This is a genomic window from Streptomyces fructofermentans (assembly GCF_014651055.1).
Lineage (GTDB): Bacteria > Actinomycetota > Actinomycetes > Streptomycetales > Streptomycetaceae > Streptomyces > Streptomyces fructofermentans.
This window is the reverse complement of sequence record NZ_BMWD01000007.1, coordinates 218,202-233,748: the sequence shown is the minus strand read 5'-3', so window position 1 is coordinate 233,748 and position 15,547 is coordinate 218,202. Positions and strand designations below refer to the sequence as shown.

General features: G+C 72.8%; 16 protein-coding genes. 8 read left to right on the top strand and 8 right to left on the bottom strand.

The genetic code is table 11. The annotated features are described in order from the left end of the window. Positions 1 to 20 precede the first annotated feature (20 nt). Complete coding sequence (locus tag IE265_RS12875) at positions 21 to 1,139, bottom strand: SDR family oxidoreductase (RefSeq protein ID WP_190035609.1); 1,119 nt, start codon at positions 1,137 to 1,139, stop codon at positions 21 to 23. Between the two features lie 222 nt (positions 1,140 to 1,361). Then, on the bottom strand, positions 1,362 to 2,321 hold the full coding sequence (locus tag IE265_RS12870) for a helix-turn-helix transcriptional regulator (protein ID WP_190035608.1): 960 nt from the start codon (positions 2,319 to 2,321) through the stop codon (positions 1,362 to 1,364). A 186-nt stretch (positions 2,322 to 2,507) separates the two neighbouring features. Here IE265_RS12870 and IE265_RS12865 point away from each other — a divergent pair, with 186 nt between their 5' ends. The 4 genes from IE265_RS12865 to IE265_RS12850 all read left to right on the top strand — a co-directional run bounded on the left by IE265_RS12865 (position 2,508) and on the right by IE265_RS12850 (position 6,065). After that, the gene (locus IE265_RS12865; protein WP_190035607.1) at positions 2,508 to 2,717 is read left to right on the top strand and encodes a heavy-metal-associated domain-containing protein; all 210 of its coding nucleotides are present in this window, start codon (positions 2,508 to 2,510) and stop codon (positions 2,715 to 2,717) included. Between the two features lie 184 nt (positions 2,718 to 2,901). Continuing rightward, positions 2,902 to 4,710, top strand: a complete 1,809-nt coding sequence (locus IE265_RS12860) for an AbeC-like domain-containing protein (protein ID WP_190035606.1) — start codon at positions 2,902 to 2,904, stop codon at positions 4,708 to 4,710. A 37-nt stretch (positions 4,711 to 4,747) separates the two neighbouring features. Next, entirely contained in the window at positions 4,748 to 5,161 is a 414-nt protein-coding gene (locus IE265_RS12855; RefSeq protein WP_190035605.1) for a hypothetical protein, read from the top strand. 121 nt (positions 5,162 to 5,282) lie between these two features. Further along, positions 5,283 to 6,065 carry a serine/threonine kinase C-terminal domain-containing protein gene (locus IE265_RS12850; protein WP_190035604.1) on the top strand — a complete coding sequence of 261 codons (783 nt, stop codon included), beginning with the start codon at positions 5,283 to 5,285 and terminating at the stop codon, positions 6,063 to 6,065. A 100-nt stretch (positions 6,066 to 6,165) separates the two neighbouring features. Here the strand turns inward: IE265_RS12850 and IE265_RS12845 are convergent, their stop codons facing one another. After that, positions 6,166 to 7,167: a LacI family DNA-binding transcriptional regulator gene (locus tag IE265_RS12845; protein WP_190035603.1), complete on the bottom strand. Its 1,002-nt coding sequence runs from the start codon at positions 7,165 to 7,167 to the stop codon at positions 6,166 to 6,168. A gap of 111 nt (positions 7,168 to 7,278) precedes the next feature. Here IE265_RS12845 and IE265_RS12840 point away from each other — a divergent pair, with 111 nt between their 5' ends. Next, on the top strand, positions 7,279 to 8,433 hold the full coding sequence (locus IE265_RS12840) for a Gfo/Idh/MocA family protein (protein WP_190035602.1): 1,155 nt from the start codon (positions 7,279 to 7,281) through the stop codon (positions 8,431 to 8,433). Between the two features lie 89 nt (positions 8,434 to 8,522). On the opposite strand, the gene IE265_RS12835 is transcribed toward IE265_RS12840, so the two are convergent. Next, positions 8,523 to 9,266: a VOC family protein gene (locus IE265_RS12835; protein ID WP_190035601.1), complete on the bottom strand. Its 744-nt coding sequence runs from the start codon at positions 9,264 to 9,266 to the stop codon at positions 8,523 to 8,525. A gap of 282 nt (positions 9,267 to 9,548) precedes the next feature. On the opposite strand from IE265_RS12835, the gene sthA reads away from it, so the two are divergent. Both sthA and IE265_RS12825 read left to right on the top strand, forming a co-directional pair. Further along, positions 9,549 to 10,952: a Si-specific NAD(P)(+) transhydrogenase gene (gene sthA / locus IE265_RS12830; protein ID WP_229916151.1), complete on the top strand. Its 1,404-nt coding sequence runs from the start codon at positions 9,549 to 9,551 to the stop codon at positions 10,950 to 10,952. Positions 10,953 to 11,145: 193 nt separating this feature from the next. Then, positions 11,146 to 11,766: an L-threonylcarbamoyladenylate synthase gene (locus IE265_RS12825; protein WP_190035600.1), complete on the top strand. Its 621-nt coding sequence runs from the start codon at positions 11,146 to 11,148 to the stop codon at positions 11,764 to 11,766. 75 nt (positions 11,767 to 11,841) lie between these two features. Here the strand turns inward: IE265_RS12825 and IE265_RS12820 are convergent, their stop codons facing one another. The 3 genes from IE265_RS12820 to IE265_RS12810 form a co-directional block, all read right to left on the bottom strand. Beyond that, positions 11,842 to 12,549: an NUDIX domain-containing protein gene (locus IE265_RS12820; protein ID WP_190035599.1), complete on the bottom strand. Its 708-nt coding sequence runs from the start codon at positions 12,547 to 12,549 to the stop codon at positions 11,842 to 11,844. Positions 12,550 to 12,702: 153 nt separating this feature from the next. Beyond that, complete coding sequence (locus IE265_RS12815) at positions 12,703 to 13,533, bottom strand: fibronectin type III domain-containing protein (RefSeq protein WP_190035598.1); 831 nt, start codon at positions 13,531 to 13,533, stop codon at positions 12,703 to 12,705. A gap of 10 nt (positions 13,534 to 13,543) precedes the next feature. Next, positions 13,544 to 14,155, bottom strand: a complete 612-nt coding sequence (locus IE265_RS12810) for a hypothetical protein (protein ID WP_229916150.1) — start codon at positions 14,153 to 14,155, stop codon at positions 13,544 to 13,546. Positions 14,156 to 14,529: 374 nt separating this feature from the next. On the opposite strand from IE265_RS12810, the gene IE265_RS12805 reads away from it, so the two are divergent. Continuing rightward, positions 14,530 to 14,739: a heavy-metal-associated domain-containing protein gene (locus IE265_RS12805; RefSeq protein WP_190035597.1), complete on the top strand. Its 210-nt coding sequence runs from the start codon at positions 14,530 to 14,532 to the stop codon at positions 14,737 to 14,739. A gap of 52 nt (positions 14,740 to 14,791) precedes the next feature. Here IE265_RS12805 and IE265_RS12800 read toward each other — a convergent pair whose 3' ends face one another. Then, positions 14,792 to 15,355, bottom strand: a complete 564-nt coding sequence (locus IE265_RS12800; RefSeq protein ID WP_190035596.1) for an HAD domain-containing protein — start codon at positions 15,353 to 15,355, stop codon at positions 14,792 to 14,794. Between the last annotated feature and the right edge of the window lie 192 nt (positions 15,356 to 15,547).

Below are 15,547 nucleotides of genomic sequence, written 5' to 3'. Positions count from 1 at the left end.
TGACCGGTTCCGGGGCACGGTCAGCGGGTCAGGCCGAGGCGTATGAGGCTCTCGGCCGTGGCCGTGACGGCGTCCTCGCCGGAGCGGGGCCGCCAGCCGAGAAGTCGGCGCGCCCGCTCGCTGGTCAGATGCCGGACCCTGCCCAGGTTGTCGGCGGTCTCGCGCATCGCGGGGTCGGTCTCGGCGGCCTTGCGCACCGCCTCGTCCGGGAGGACGCCGACGGGCACCCGCCGAGCCGCCTCGCCGAGCCGGCCCCGGAGCGTGAGGGCGATGTCGTGCAGCGACACGGCGTCGCCGGCCGAGGCCACGAACCGCCGCCCGGCCGCCCGGGGGCTTGTCATCGCGCGAAGGTGCAGGTCGGCGGCGTCCCGTACGTCGACCACCCCGAAGTGCAGGCGCGGAACGCCGGGCAGGTCCCCGTCCAGCAGCATCCTGACCATGTTGATGGACTCCGCGTGGTCCGGGCCCAGCACGGGGCCGAAGATGCCGACCGGGTTGACGACCGACAGCTCCGTGCCTCCGCCCTCGCGGGCCATGAAGTCCCACGCGGCCCGCTCGGCGAGGGTCTTCGACTTGATGTAGGGCGAGACTCCTCCGTCGACGTCGGTCCAGTCGTCCTCGGTGAACGGCCGGTCCGTCTCGGGGTGCCCGTATCCGACCGCCGCGAAGGAGGAGGTGACGACCACGCGGCGCACCCGGGCGTCACGTGCCGCACGCAGCACACGCAGCGTGCCCTCCCGCGCGGGCACGATCAGTTCGTTCTCGTCCCGCGGTCGGGAGGGCGGGAACGGCGAGGCCACGTGCAGGACGTACGCGCACCCGTCCACCGCCTCGGTCCAGCCGTCGTCCGAGGTGAGGTCGGCGACGACGAAGGACAGCGCCTCGCCGGCCGCCACTCCCGCGGCCGCCAGGTCCTTGCGGACGTCGGCCTCACGGGCGGGGTCGCGGACCGTGGTGCGCACCCGGTGGCCCCGCTCCAGCGCCTGGGCGATGCAGCGGGTCGCCAGGAACCCGGAGCCGCCGGTCACCAGGACCGTGGTGCCGCCCGCGCCGCCGTGGTCGGCCGGTCCGACGGCTTCGGCGGTCCCCGGAACCCCGGGACCTGAGGTCGCCCCTGTGGTTCCTGACTTTCCTGTCATTCCCGTGGCTCCTGTGGTTCCTGTTGTTCCTGTTGTGGGGTCTGTGCTGTTCATGTCGCCTTCCTTGCGAGGGTCCCGCTGGGTGTACGGGGGGGGGTGGGCGCGGGCACGTCGGCGGGCACGCCGGTCCGCCCGGTGGGCGCGGTGCCTCCGGGTGATGCGGGTCGGAGTCGGTGCCGGCGTCGGTGCCGTGTCGGTATCGAGGCGTTGCGTCGTACGCGGTCAGGGCCGGGCGGTGCGCCGGCCGGGCGGGTCGGTGCCCTCGTGGGAGTCCTCCCCGGCCGTCCCCGCGCGGTCCGCCGGCCGCGCCGCGCCGCCCGCGTTCTCCGCTCCGCCCGGCCCGCCCGTCGGGGCCGTCGCCCCCGCGGCGAGGTGGGCCAGCATCTGGAGGCGCTCACGGGAGGGCCCCGGGGACGGAGCGTGATAGGTGACCAGCATCTGGCCGGGTGCGCCGGGCAGCGCGAGCTTCTCGTAGTGCAGGTCGAGGTCCCCCACCAGGGGGTGACGGATCAGCGTGATCCCGCTCGTCTTGAGCCGTACGTCCTTGCGGGACCACAGGCCGCGGAACCGCTCGCTGCGCAGACTCAGCTCGCCCACCAGCTCGACGAGCCCGGGATCGTCCGCGACATCGCTGCCGAGGAGTGAGCGCAGATAGGCGACGGCCTTGGCCGTCATGCCGTCCCAGTCGCGGAAGAACTCCCGCATCTCCGGTTCGAGGAACGCCGCGCGCAGGGAGTTCACACCCGACGCGTAGTACGGGCTGAGGGCCGTCGCCATGGGGTTGGCCGCCAGGGTCGTCATGTACCGGCCCTGGACGAGGGCCGGGGTGGTGGTCCAGCCGTCGATCAGGCTCCGTACGCCGTCCCCCGCCTTCTCCTGCCGGGGTGTCCGGCGGCGGGCGGGACGGACGGGACGCGCCAGGTCGTGCAGGTACGTGGTCTCGTCGCCGTCCAGCAGCAGCGCGCGGGCGATGCTGTCGACGACCTGGTCGGAGGGGTGCCGGTCGCGGCCCTGCTCCAGCCGCAGGTAGTACTCGGTGCTGATGCCCGCGAGCAGCGCCACCTCCTCGCGCCGCAGACCGGTGACCCGCCGCCGGTCCCCGGCCGGGAGGCCGAGGTCCTCGGGGCGGACCCGTTCGCGCCGGGAGCGCAGGTAGTCGCCGAGCTCGCTTCCTTGTGCCATGCGTTCCACCGTAGGCGCGATCGCCGCGATCTCCCTGTCCCCGTGACTACCAGGCTGGGCGGCACCGCGGCCGCAGGGGGCCCGGCGGCGCGCCCAGGCCGCTGAACGCCCCCGCGGGCCGCCGCGTATCAGATCCGGGAGCCGCCCCGCAGTACGTGTCCGCACGCCGGGAAGAGACGAGGGACCATGACTGAGCAGCGCTATCACGTCATCGGCATGACCTGCGACCGCTGTGCCGGCGCTCTGGAGACCAGGGTCGGTTCGGTGCACGGGGTGCTCTCGGTGGGCATCGACCTGGACAGCGGGGCCGTGACCGTGACGGGCGAGGCGCTCGACGGCTCACGGATCTGCGCCGCCATCACGGAGGCGGGCTTCGAGGTCGCGGCCGTGCTCTGACCGGGTCCCCGGCACCGGCGTGCGGCGGTGCCGCACCCCGGCACCGGCGTGCGGCGGTGCCGCCCTGTCCAGTGGAACCGCGCCCATTCACCCGTACGGAGGGACGGCCTTCCGTCGGCCGGACGGCGGCGTTCACGATCACTAGCTTGCTTCTTCTGCACACCAGGGACAGCGGAGGAGCGACGTGGCCGGAGTGAGGCTCCCGCAGCACCGGTACAGCCGTACGGAGTCGACCCGGCTGCTGTGCGCCGGGGTCTACCAGGACCCCTCCTTCCGGCGCCGCGTCATCTCGGAGCTGGTGGACCACCAGGAGCGCCCGGTGGCCCCGCCCTCGGGGATCGACGTGCTGCCGGTGCTGGCGCACGCGCTGCGCGTCACCCGGCAGGAGTCGCGTACGGCGGCGCTGATGCTGGCGGCCTGGTGCGGGTTCCTGCTCTCCGACGTGGTGATGTTCTGGGACAGCCTGTCGGACCGGTGGGGCGAAGGGGCCGAGGTGGGGTTCGGCGACGTGTTCACCGCGTTCTACCAGGGCGACGAGAAGCTCACCGGCGGATTGCCGCTGCCGTGGTCGCAGTTCTACGCCTTCGTCGCCCTCGCCCTGTGGTTCGCCCACGTGATGCGCACACAGAGCGCGGACGGGCGGCGGGCGGACCTTCCGGACCCGGTGGCCAGGGCCGCCGCCGGAGCGGGCCGCGGGGTCACGCTGCTCGCGGCGGCGTTCGCCCTCTTCTACTGGTACCGGTACGTCTCCGGGGTCCTGGACGGCACCGTGCAGACGCCCTATCCCCTGCTGTTCCCCCTGGCCGTCGCCCTGATCGCCTGGTGGCACCAGACGGCACAACGCCGTGCGCTGTGCCGCTGGCTGTCCCGCTGGACCTTCCGCAGGGCGACCCAGCCCGACCTGCCGCCCGGACCGCTGTACGAGGACCTGCTCACCGCGATCCGCCGCGAGCAGGAGGCCGCTCTGACCCTGTACGAACCGGACAGTCCCTTCGTCGGCATGGGCTCGCCCCGCGACGCCTGGTCGTTCGCGATGGAGCTGCGCAGGCGTGCCGCGCCGTCGGCGAACGGCGCCCCGGTACCGCACCAGAACGAGGGCCCGCTCACCGCCGAACGCGCGTTGACCATGCTGGAGGGGCAGTTGGTGCGGCTGCGCGAGTCCGCCGCGCTCACCGGGAAGGACCGACTGCGGGAGATCGAGGTCGACCGGGTCGTGTACCTGCCGGGCGGCGTCGGCCGGACCGAGGAGCTCCGGATCGGCGGCACCGCGGACGCGGGTCTCCCCACGCCGGACGGGCGGCGGCCGGTGAACGGCCGCCCGGTGTACGACCCGGCGCAGGTCGCCGCGCATCTCGCGGAAGCCGTCGACGAGGGCGGCGAGGGGCGGCGCGTCTTCCTGCGCGTGCGCATCGGCGCCTGGCACGAGCAGGTCGTGGTGACCGTCCTGGTCCGGCTGCACACCCAGGGCGGCATGCTCGTACTGGAGGTCGCGCCGCATGTGCTCGGCCCGGTCCGCAAGGACTTCGCGGCCATGGACGCGCTCGTGGAGAAGCTGCCGGAGACCTGGGTGCGCGGCGCCCTGCGCGCCCTGGGCAACGGGCCCGCCATCGGCGTGGACACGGCGATCGGCGCGTTGGGGACGATCGCCCGGGACATCGGCACGGGGTGGTCCGACCGTGACTCGGTGCCCGACGTCCCGCGCTTCTCGCTGCGCCAGGTGGCCGGCACGAAGGGGCTGTCCCCGTATCAGGAGATGGACGTCACCCGGTACATCAAGACGATCCAGGAGCGCATCGTCAACGGCGTGCGCCAGGCGCTCCAGGAACACGGCTACCAGACCGACCAGTTCGAGCAGCACGTGTACCAACTCGGCGGCGGCAGCGTCTTCATCCAGGACATGTCCGGCGGCGCCGTCTCGACCGGCCGCCACGGCAGCGCCCACGCCCACCCCTCCGCCCCGGCGCACGGAGCGCCGCGCACGGACCCCCGTTGAACAGCCACTCCCGCCGAGCAGTCAAGGACACCCGCAGATGAACGACACAGGACAGCACGACCCCGTCGGACCGGCCCGGGACGGTGGCTCGGGCAGTGTGAACATCGGCTCCATGAGCGGCGGTTCGATCGCCACCGGCAGCCACGGAAGCGCGGTCTCGGTCAACCGCACCGGGGCGGAGTCGGACGCCCGGCACGAGGAACTCCTCCGCTCCGTGCGCGAGTTGCGGGCGGCGCTGGCGGATCGGGAACACCACGCCGAGGACATCGCGCTCGACGGTGAACTGGCGGACGTCGAGGCCGAGATCGTCCGCACCGGCGCCGTCGGGCAGGGCCGACTCGTCCGCCTGCTCACGGGCGTACGCGGCTGGCTGGGTACCCGGGCCACCGCCGTGGGAGCCGTCGCGTCGGCCACCGCCGTCGTGCAGGGCGTCGCGCAACTCCTCGGATGAACGGGGCCGTGCGCGGGGGACGGAACGCGGATCGGCGCGGGGGACGGCGCGTCGGCAGGTCGGTGGCAGGGGACGAGCCCTCGGCCACGGGCACGGGACGGCGAGACGGAGGGCCGCGGCGATGAGGGTGTACGACACCGAGCGGCAGGAGTGGGGCGGGTCCCGGCGCGAACGCCTCTTCCACACCGACCAGTACCTGGACGTTCCCCGGCAGAAGGCCGTCCGGCAGCGGACGGGGATCGTCCTCGCGGTGGTCGGCCTCGCCTTCGGCGTGTGGGCACTGGCCTGGAAGGACGAGCCGGAGCCGTACCGTGAACCCGCCGCCGCCGAACAGGAGTCGACCGCCGGGACGGACGGCGCCGGGAACGGCGTACCGCCCACCGGGTCCGGGACCCACGACGCGGCGTCCACGGCCCTGCCGGTCGGTTACGCGTCCCAGCAGGACGCCGAGGGATACCGCATCGCGCTGCCCGAGGACTGGACGCGCGAGGCCCGCTCCTCGCAGTACGGCATCGACGTCGTCGACTACCGCAGCCCCGACGGCACCCGGCGCCTCCAGGTGTTCCAGGTGCTGGAGACCTCCCCGTACGCCTCCTTGAAGGCCGCGCGGGTGGAGGCGGAGAAGCTCGACGGGTACGAGGCGGTCTCCCTCGCGGAGGTGCCGGCGGACACCGGGTCGGCGGCGGAGCACGAGTACCGGGCCGACGAGATCGCGGGCGAGCAGGACGGCGGCAGCACGCGGCACGTCATCGACCACCGCTTCGAGGCCGCCGACGGCGAGCGGTACGCCCTGGTCGCGTACGGCTCCGACGCGGACGGCGCCGAGGACGAGCGGGAACTCGTGGACACGGCCCTGCTCTGGTTCTGCCCTCCGGGCCTGGAGTGCGACCCCCCGGCCGGCTGAGCGGGCCGAGCGGGCGGCGCGCCCGCCGGTCAGGTCGTGGCGTACGGCCCCCGGGCGCGTCCGGGCCGGTGCGGGGGCTGGGTCGGCATGCGCGAGGGTGTCAGCCGCCCGGTGCCGTCGTCGTGCCCCGCACCTCCAGGGAGGGCGTGGCGAGGACGACCTCGCCGGGCCGGACGGGGTCGTCGATCCGGTCGAGGAGGCATCGGGCGGCGCGGCGGCCGACCTCGTGGCCCGCGTTGTCCACGGTGGTCAGCCACAGGTGGCGCAGGCGGGCGAGGTAGGTGTTGTCGTACCCGACGAGGGAGAGGTCGCGGGGTACCCGCAGTCCCAGTTCCTCGGCCGCCGACAGCGCGCCGACGCAGGCGATGTCGTTGAAGGCGAAGACCGCGGTGGGGCGCCGCGCGGCGCTGAGGAGCCGGACGGTGGCCCGGTAGCCGCCCTCCTCGGTCAGGTCGCCCTGCTCCACGACGGCGGTACCGGACAGCCCGTGCTCGTGCATGACGGACTCGAAGCCGCGCCGGCGCAGTGCGCCGACCACGCCGAGTCCGGCGATGTGGGCGATGTGCCGGTGTCCCAGCCCGATGAGGTGCTCGGTGGCGAGGCGGGCGCCGTGCTCGTCGTCGTTGGCGACCACGTCGACGTGGGGCAGTACGGGCTCGCGGGTCCCGGCGAGGACGGTCGGCACCTGGCCGGCCGCCGTGCGCAGCGCCTCCGTGCCCGGGAGCGTGCCGACGGCGACCAGCCCGTCCACGCGCAGGTCCGTGAAGGTGCGCGTGAGGTCCTCGCCCATGCGGCGGTTGAGGTGCCCGTCGGCCAGCAGCATGTGCAGGCCGCGGTCGTGCAGCAGGGAGTTCAGGCCGTCGAGCAGTTCGACGAACCAGGGGTTGCGCATGTCGTTGAGGAGCACTCCGACCGTGCGGGTGCGTCGCTCGCTGAGGCTGCGCGCGGCGGCGTTGGGCCGGTAGCCGAGTTCCTCGACGGCGCTCAGCACGGCCTGGCGCTTCTCCGGGCGCACCTGGTCGGAGCCGCGCAGCACGAGCGAGACCAGCGACTTGGAGACGCCGGCGCGCTCGGCGACGTCACGGATGGTCGGTGGTCTCATGTTCTGGACCGTTCCACAGGCTCCGACGCGTTGTCAAAGGGGTTGACACCCATGGTGACCGCGGACAATGTGAGGCGGAAGGCATATGGACCGGTCCAAAGAAGGGCAGTCATGGTGAGTGCGCTCGGTGTCGCCGTCGTGGGATTCGGCTGGATGGGGCGGGTGCACACCCAGGCGTACAGCCGTGTGCGGCACCATTTCCCGCAGCTGGACCTCCGGCCGGAGCTGATCGCCGTGGCCGACGACGTACCGGGGCGGGCCGAGGAGGCCGCCGCGCGGTACGGGTTCAGCACCGCCGCCCGGGACTGGCGGGAGATCGCCGCCGACCCCCGGATCGGGGCGGTGAGCATCGCGGCCCCCAACTTCCTGCACCGCGAGATCGGCGTCGCGATGGCGGAGGCCGGCAAGCACATCTGGATCGAGAAGCCGGTGGGCCTGACCGCCGACGACGCGCGAGCCGTCGCGCGGGCGGTCACGAAGGCGGGTGTCCAGGGCACTGTCGGCTTCAACTACCGCAACGCGCCCGCCGTCGCCGCCGCCCGCGAACTGATCCTCTCCGGCGGGATCGGCACGGTGACGCACGCCCGGATCCGGCTCCTCAGCGACTACGCGGCCCATCCCGAGGGTGCGCTGACCTGGCGGTTCGAGCGGGAGCGCGGCGGAAGTGGAGTGCTCGGGGACCTCGCGTCGCACGGCGTGGACCTGGCCCGCTTCCTGCTCGGCGACATCACCTCCCTCTTCGCCGACACCGCCGTCTTCGTGCCCGAGCGGGCCAGGCCCACCGGCGCCACGGCCGGCCACACCCGCTCGACGGGCGGCGTGCCGGGCCCGGTGGAGAACGAGGACTACGTCTCCTGCCTGCTGCGCTTCGCCTCCGGTGCGCGGGGCGTCCTGGAGGCCTGCCGCGTCTCGGTCGGCGAACAGAACAACTACGGCTTCGAGATCCACGGCACCCGGGGCGCGGCCCACTGGGACTTCCGCCGCATGGGCGAACTCGGCGTCAGCACGGGCACGTCGTACCAGGACCAGCCGGTCAGCACGCTGTTCGTCGGCCCGGGGGACGGGGAGTACGCCGCGTTCCAGCCGGGCGCCGCCAACAGCATGGGCTACGACGACCTCAAGGTCATCGAGGCGTACCGGTTCCTGCGCTCGGTCGCCGAGGGCGCCCCGCACGGCGCGACCCTCGACGACGCGGTGCACAGCGCGTCCGCCCTGGACGCCATGTCCCGCTCCGCCGACCGGGGCACCTGGGTCAGCCCCGCGTGACCTGCACCCGCCGGCGAGGGACGGGGCCCGGCCATCACAACGGCCGCTCACAGGGCGGACCTTGACCGGCGTCGGCACCTCCGCCGCCCCTACCCCCGCCGGCGGATCCCCCGAACCGAGAACTCGTTGCCGTCGGGATCGAGCATGAACACCTGGTCGCCGTCGCCCCCGCCCGAACCGGTGGCGGCACCGGCATGCGTCGCGCCGAGCGAAACGAGGCGGTCGGTCTCCGCCTCCGGGTCGAGGTGGCCGGGGACACCGAGTTCGAGGTACAGCCTGTTCGCACCCGTCTTCGGCGGAATCGGCGGACCACCCCACGAGATCTTCGTGCCCCCGTCCGGCGCCTGGATCGCGGTCTCCTGGTCCTGGTCCCAGACGAGCGGCCATCGCAGTGCCTCGCTCCAGAAGAGGCCGACGTCCCGCGTGCCGTCGCACGCCAGCGCTCCCACGGCGCCGGTGCCCGCGAGGAACTCGTTCCCCGGCTCGCTGACGCAGAACTCGTTGCCGTCCGGGTCGGCGAGCACCACGTGCCCTTCTTCGGGGAGTTGGCCCACGTCGATGTGGCACCCGCCGAGCTCCAGCGCCCTCGCCACCGTGCGCCGCTGATCCTCGGGGGACGTGCTCGTCAGGTCGAAGTGCGCACGGTTCCGACCCGCCCTCGGCTCCCGGCTCGGCACGAACCGGATTCGGAGCCCGGTGCTGTCGGCCGGCAGGACCGCCGCGTGGCCGTGCGGACCGTCGGCCCGCTCCCGGCCGAGTACCCCTGCCCAGAACCGCGCGAGGTCCGGCGGCCGGGGTGTGTTGATACAGATCGCGAACAGTCGACTGGCCATGTCTCGCGCGCCTCCGATCCACTCGTCACCGGCACGGCACCCGGCACTCACCGCGAGCGCAGCCTTAGGGTGGCCGCGCGGCACCCGCATCCGGGTTTCGGGCGCGGCCCACCCGCTCACGCGCCCTGCCCGCCAAGGATGTTCAGCATTCGAACCCGGCGGTGCCGGGCGGTGTCCGGCGGTCGCGGGGAGGGGCCGGGACGAAGGGGGAGGTGGCCTTCCGGGCAACCGAACTCCGTTCGCCCTTCCGGGCGGGAGGTCCGGGCTGACAGACTCCGGAGGGTGCCAGACTTCGACATGCTCGTCATCGGATCCGGCCCGGGCGGCCAGAAGGCTGCCATCGCCGCAGCCAAGCTCGGCCGCCGGGTCGCCGTCGTCGACCGCCCCGACATGGTCGGCGGGGTCTCCATCCACACCGGGACCATCCCCTCGAAGACATTGCGCGAGGCGGTCCTCTATCTCACCGGGCTCACACAACGCGATCTGTACGGCCAGAGCTACCGCCTCAAGGAGGACATCACCGTCACCGACCTGACCTCGCGCACCGAGCACGTGGTCAGCCGTGAGGTCGACGTCATCCGCAGCCAACTGTCCCGCAACCATGTGTCGCTCTTCGCCGGAACGGGCCGGTTCGTCGACGACCACACCATCGTCCTCAGCGAAGTCAACGGCAATGAAAGGCTGTTGAGCGCCGAGAACATCGTCATCGCTACCGGCACCCGGCCGGCCAGGCCGCAGACCGTCGAGTTCGACGAGCGGACGATCCTGGACTCCGACAACGTTCTCAGCCTGGAGCGGGTGCCCCGGTCCATGGTCATCGTCGGGGCCGGCGTCATCGGCATGGAGTACGCCTCCATGTTCGCCGCCCTCGGAAGCAAGATCACCGTGGTCGAACAGCGGCCCGGGATGCTCGACTTCTGCGACGTCGAGGTGATCGAGTCGCTCAAGTACCACCTGCGGGACCTGGCGGTCACGTTCCGCTTCGGCGAGACGGTCGCCGCGGTCGAACGCCACCCGAAGGGCACCCTCACGATCCTGGAGAGCGGCAAGAAGATACCCGCCGACGCCGTGATGTACTCGGCGGGCCGCCAAGGGCTCACCGATGCCCTCGACCTGGACAAGGCGGGCCTGTCCGCCGACCGGCGCGGGCGCATCAAGGTCGACGAGCACTACCGCACCGAGGTCCCGCACATCTACGCGGTGGGCGACGTCATCGGCTTCCCCGCACTCGCGGCGACCTCGATGGAACAGGGGCGCACGGCGGCGTACCACGCGTGCGGCGAACCGGTGAACCCGATGCACGACCTCCAGCCCATCGGCATCTACACCATCCCGGAGATCAGCTTCATCGGGCGGACCGAGGACCAACTCACGGAGGACCGGGTGCCGTTCGAGGTAGGTATCTCCCGCTACCGCGAACTGGCCCGCGGGCAGATCATCGGCGACTCGCACGGCATGCTCAAGCTCCTGGTATCCCCGGACGACCGGAAACTGCTGGGTGTGCACTGCTTCGGCACCGGCGCCACCGAGCTGATCCACATCGGCCAGTCGGTGATGGGCTGCGGCGGAACGGTCGACTACCTCGTCGACGCCGTGTTCAACTACCCGACCCTCGCGGAGTCGTACAAGGTCGCCGCCCTCGACGCCACCAACAAGATCCGGCAGATCGACCGGCTCAGGGGCTGAGACCCCAGGCCACCCGCCCGGCCGAACGCGGCGCGCCGTGGATCGGTCGGGGCCCGGGGGCCGGTGGGGAGGGCTCCGCACCGGCCCCCGGGACGGTCCGGGGCGTGACGCAGCAGCCCCCGGCCGCCGGGCGGTGGGCCGCGGCGGGCGCCGACCGGCGGCCGTGCGCCGGGCGAGCGCATAAGCTCGTCGGGTGGCCAAGTACTTCGATGTTCATCCCGAGAACCCTCAGCAGCGGACCATCACGCAGGTCGCCGACTCCATCCGGGCGGGTGCGCTGGTCGTGTACCCCACGGACTCCTGCTTCGCTCTGGGGTGCCAGCTGGGCAGCCGCGACGGCATCGACCGGATCCGCTCGATCCGCCGTCTCGACGACCGTCACCACTTCACCCTCGTGTGCCAGAACTTCGCGCAGCTCGGCCAGTTCGTGCACATCGACAACGACGTGTTCCGAGCCATCAAGGCCTCGACGCCCGGCAGCTACACGTTCATCCTGCCCGCGACCAGGGAGGTGCCTCGCAAGCTCCTCCACCCCAAGAAGAAGACGGTGGGCGTCCGCATTCCCGACCACGCCGTCGCCCAGGCCCTGCTCGCCGAGCTCGGGGAGCCGCTGCTGTCCAGCACGCTGCTCCTGCCCGACGAGGAGGAGCCGATGACCCAGGGCTGGGAGATCAAGGAGCAGCTCGACCATGTCGTGGACGCGGTGATCGACTCCGGGGACTGCGGCACCGAGCCGACGACCGTCATCGACTTCTCGAGCGGCGAGGCCGAGATCGTACGCAAGGGAGCGGGCGACATCTCGCGGTTCGAGTGACGCCGCACTCGGCGTGCGCGGGTCCGGGCACGCCGAGTGGGTCCGGGCCCGCCGTTCAGGTGGCGGACCCGGCCGTCACGAGGGTTCCGGGTGGCGGCGCCCTGGTCCCGCGCTCGTCCCGGTTCCGCTGAACGGGCCCTCCAGTGCCGCCCACTGGAGCAGCATGATGGTCTTGGCGTCGGCGATCTCGCCGCTGCGGATCATCTCCAGGGCCCTGCGGAAGGGCAGTTCGACGGTCTCGATGTCCTCGCCCTCCTCGTCCAGTCCCCCGCCCTCGTGGGTCCGGGTGGCCGGGCCGTACGAGGCCGCGTAGAACGTCACGCGTTCGGTGACCGAGCCCGGGCTCATGTAGACCTCGAAGACCCGCTCGACCTCGCCGACGGTGTGTCCCGTCTCCTCGACGACCTCCCGGCGCACCGCGACCTCCGGGTGCTCGTCGTCCTCGTCGAGCAGTCCGCCGGGCGTCTCGACGAGCATTCCGTCCGGGTGTCCGTTCACATAGACGGGGTAGCGGAACTGCCTGGTCAGCAGGACGGTCCCACGGTCCGTGTCGTACAGCAGGATGGTGGCGCCGTTGCCGCGGTCGTGCGTCTCGCGCTCCTGCGTGCTCCAGGTTCCGTCGGCGTTCCTGAAGTCGAAGGTCGTGGTGCGCTCCACGTACCAGTGGCAGGACAGCAGGGTCACGTCGCGGACCTTCACCCGGGGATTGCCCGTCAGGTCGAGTCCGGTCCGGTGCAGACCCGTACGGCCTCTGCGGTCGGGGGTGTCGATGCCCGCGGTCATCGGCCGCGCGCCGGGGAGGAGGGGCCGGCGGGGTTGCTGGTGGTGCAGTTGGTCATGCCTGCTTCTACCATCCGGATCCGTCCCGTGTCAGATGTGTCCGTACTTCACGGGCGGCCGGCGCGGCCCGTCGGGACGGCCGGGGAAGCCGGACGGTCAGCCCCCGGTCGGCAGGCCCGTGGTCCGTCGGACCACGTTCGAGCGCGCGCCGTAGGTGAAGGCCCTGACGCGGTACGAGGCCCGCTTCTCGCTGGGCAGCGTGATCAGGCCGACCGCGTTCACGTCCCGGTCGAGGACCGCCACGGGTACGTATCCGGAGGCGTCCCGGGTCCGGACCTCCAGCAGGAAGCCTTCCTCGTCGGAGGAGTTGTCGGTCCAGCGGAACAGGATCCCGTTGGCGTGCTTCACCGCGGCCTTCAGATCCGTGGGGGCTCCCCCGCCGGTGGGCCCCAGGGGTCGACCGCGGACCGTGCGGGCCGGGTCCGTGCGCGGGGGCAGCCAGCCGTGGTCTGTGTTCTCGTCGGTCTCGTCGCTCTCGTCGCTCTCGTCCTGCGCCCCGGGTGCGCCGGGCGGGAGGGCGACGTCCACCGGTCCTGAGGCGGGCCCCCGGAAGGCGCGCAGCCGGTAGTGGAAGGTGGTGCGGGGCATCAGGTCGGGGTGCCGGTGGCCCGTCACGCCCCTCGGCAGATACCGCAGGACCGTGTAGGGCCCCGCGGCGTCCGTCGCGAACTCCAGGACGTGACCCGACGCCTCCGTCCCCTCCGCGCCATCGACGTCCCGCCAGCTCAGGTCGATGTCGGTGGGTGAGGCCAACTCGGCCCGCAGCACCGGGGCCGTGCCCGCGTGGGGACGGGCACGGGCGTCGGTGGCGGCTGGGCTCCGGTTGGGCCGGGGGTCCTCCGCCGGGGGCGGGCCCGAGCAGGCCGACAGCGCGAGGACGAGGGCGGCCAGCGCCGTCGGTGCGGCGGAGCGCGTGAGAGGGCTCATCCGCTCGCGGCTACTTGCGCCAGAAGCGGACGTTGCTCCAGACCACGGTGGCGGGGCCGTTGCCGCTGTTGGTGCGGTAGGCGCCGAACTTGTCGTAGAAGCTGCCACCGGGGCTCGCATAGGTGTGCTGCAACGAGCCGTTGATGTAGGTGCGGTGCGAACTGCCGACCTGGTGGACGGTGTTGACCCGTACCGTGGCGCCGACCGTGGCCGCGTTCGAGAGCGTGTCGCCGCCGTGCACCGCGTACAGCCGCCCGCCCCGTTCGACCGCCAGCATGAAGTAGGGCCCTGCGGCGGACTCGTTGAAGGTCTGCTTGAGGCTGACGCGGGTGCCGCTGAGGCTGCTGACCCGGACGTAGCCCTCGAACTGCCGGGTACCTCCGGTGTAGGTGGCGTACCGTCGCTCGGCCCGCTGGTCGCCGCCGGCCGTGGAGCAGGTCAGCCGGAAGGTCAGGTCGTCGACCTGGCCGCAGCCCCGCTCCTGCACGGTGAAGGTCGGCGACACGGATGTCCAGCCGCCGGGCTCCACTTCGGCGGCGGCTCCGGGGGCGGCGGGCAGGGTGGCGGCGAAGGAGGCGCACACCGCACCGGTCACGGCGAGCGCGCGAAAGCGCGTGAGCATGTCCGCTCCTTGAGTGTGGGGGGTCAGCGGGAGATCACTGGGGCGGCGAGAAGGTCGTCGCCCACATCGCACTGGTTCACATGAGTGAACTATGACTATCTCTTTGAACTCCCGAGTGACGGTAGGACTGGACCATCGGGCCGTCAAGAGGTCCTGCCGGAAAGGCGGTTCGCTCCGGCCCACGTCCCGGAAGGACTCGGTCCGCCCGTCCGGCGGGATTCCGCCGGTGCACCCGGGGCGGGGGCGCGTCGCCGGTGTCCTCTGGCCCCCGTCCATGTGTACGTCCGGTGAACACCGCGGCCCCCGGCCGCGTATGCCGTCGTGCAGCCACCCGGCGCCCCGCGCCCGCACACCCCGAGGAGAGTCCGCGCATCATGACGGAGCAGCGATACCACGTCATCGGCCTGATCTGTGTCCGCTGTGCCGCAGCCGTCGAGCGCGAGGTGCGGCGGCTCACCGGGGTCGAGGCGGTGGCGGTCGACATCGTGGCCGGAACGGTCACCGTGACGGGCGGGGCCGTGGACGAGAACCGCGTCGCGGCGGCCATCGAGGACGCCGGCTACGAGGTGGCCGCGGTGCGCTGAGACGGGTCCACCGGGGCCACGCTCCGCCGCGCCCGCCGCACCGCCCGGGCGCTCAGCCGGGGACGCGCTGCGCGTCCGGGTCCCCGAGGTCCCCGGCGAAGTCGACGAGCGCACGGAAGTCGTCCTCGCGCAGACCGATGCGCGGATTGACGTGGTGCAGCAGGGCCGGACCGCGGTGGCGGGCGGTCACGTAAGCCTGGTCCGGCGAACTCTGCTCGTCGTCCACCCAGACGAAGGGGCGCCCGTCGGCGTGGTCCACCAGGGGGCCGGTCTTCCAGTGCACGCCGTCGGGGCGGTCCTGGAACAGGGCGGGGCCGAAGTCCACGAAGGGCAGTCGGGGAAGGCCGAGCGCCGGAGCGATCCACCGGTTGGCGTCGTCCATCCACGAGGTGGCCCAGCACAGTTCGAAGCCGAGCCCGAGCAGACGTCGGCCGTGCTCGGGGCTGAGCCGGATGCGCGAGGGCAGCCGCCCGGCCGAGCGGCCGCCCCGTCCGTCGGCCGCCGTGGCCTCCCGCGGCACCGCGAGGGTGATCCAGCCCTCGGAGCACGCCTCCGGTCCGGCGGCGTAGGGGTTGAGGGGCCCGTCCACGTCGAGGAACAGCAGCGGTCCGTTCATGCCCTCCCCCACGTTCCTGGCGCCCTGACCGCCCCGAACTGTAGTGAACGCGGCCCGCCCCAGCGAGCGCGGGCAGCACGCCAGGGTGCCGCCGCGGGACGCGGCCGCACCCCTGGGGCACTTCCACACGCCCGGACCCGGAAAGCGCGCCCCCGCGAGACCTGAGCCGTAGCGCGGGCGCCCCGGCGGCGG

What these genes read in the sequence shown, in the direction of transcription:
- IE265_RS12875 (WP_190035609.1), bottom strand. Translation starts at nt 1,139, where the DNA reads ATGACAGGAAAGTCAGGAACCACAGGGGCGACCTCAGGTCCCGGGGTT.
- IE265_RS12870 (WP_190035608.1), bottom strand. Translation starts at nt 2,321, where the DNA reads ATGGCACAAGGAAGCGAGCTCGGCGACTACCTGCGCTCCCGGCGCGAA.
- IE265_RS12865 (WP_190035607.1), top strand. Translation starts at nt 2,508, where the DNA reads ATGACTGAGCAGCGCTATCACGTCATCGGCATGACCTGCGACCGCTGT.
- IE265_RS12855 (WP_190035605.1), top strand. Translation starts at nt 4,748, where the DNA reads ATGAACGACACAGGACAGCACGACCCCGTCGGACCGGCCCGGGACGGT.
- IE265_RS12850 (WP_190035604.1), top strand. Translation starts at nt 5,283, where the DNA reads ATGAGGGTGTACGACACCGAGCGGCAGGAGTGGGGCGGGTCCCGGCGC.
- IE265_RS12845 (WP_190035603.1), bottom strand. Translation starts at nt 7,167, where the DNA reads ATGAGACCACCGACCATCCGTGACGTCGCCGAGCGCGCCGGCGTCTCC.
- IE265_RS12840 (WP_190035602.1), top strand. Translation starts at nt 7,279, where the DNA reads ATGGTGAGTGCGCTCGGTGTCGCCGTCGTGGGATTCGGCTGGATGGGG.
- IE265_RS12835 (WP_190035601.1), bottom strand. Translation starts at nt 9,266, where the DNA reads ATGGCCAGTCGACTGTTCGCGATCTGTATCAACACACCCCGGCCGCCG.
- IE265_RS12820 (WP_190035599.1), bottom strand. Translation starts at nt 12,549, where the DNA reads ATGACCGCGGGCATCGACACCCCCGACCGCAGAGGCCGTACGGGTCTG.
- IE265_RS12815 (WP_190035598.1), bottom strand. Translation starts at nt 13,533, where the DNA reads ATGAGCCCTCTCACGCGCTCCGCCGCACCGACGGCGCTGGCCGCCCTC.
- IE265_RS12810 (WP_229916150.1), bottom strand. Translation starts at nt 14,155, where the DNA reads ATGCTCACGCGCTTTCGCGCGCTCGCCGTGACCGGTGCGGTGTGCGCC.
- IE265_RS12805 (WP_190035597.1), top strand. Translation starts at nt 14,530, where the DNA reads ATGACGGAGCAGCGATACCACGTCATCGGCCTGATCTGTGTCCGCTGT.
- IE265_RS12800 (WP_190035596.1), bottom strand. Translation starts at nt 15,355, where the DNA reads ATGAACGGACCGCTGCTGTTCCTCGACGTGGACGGGCCCCTCAACCCC.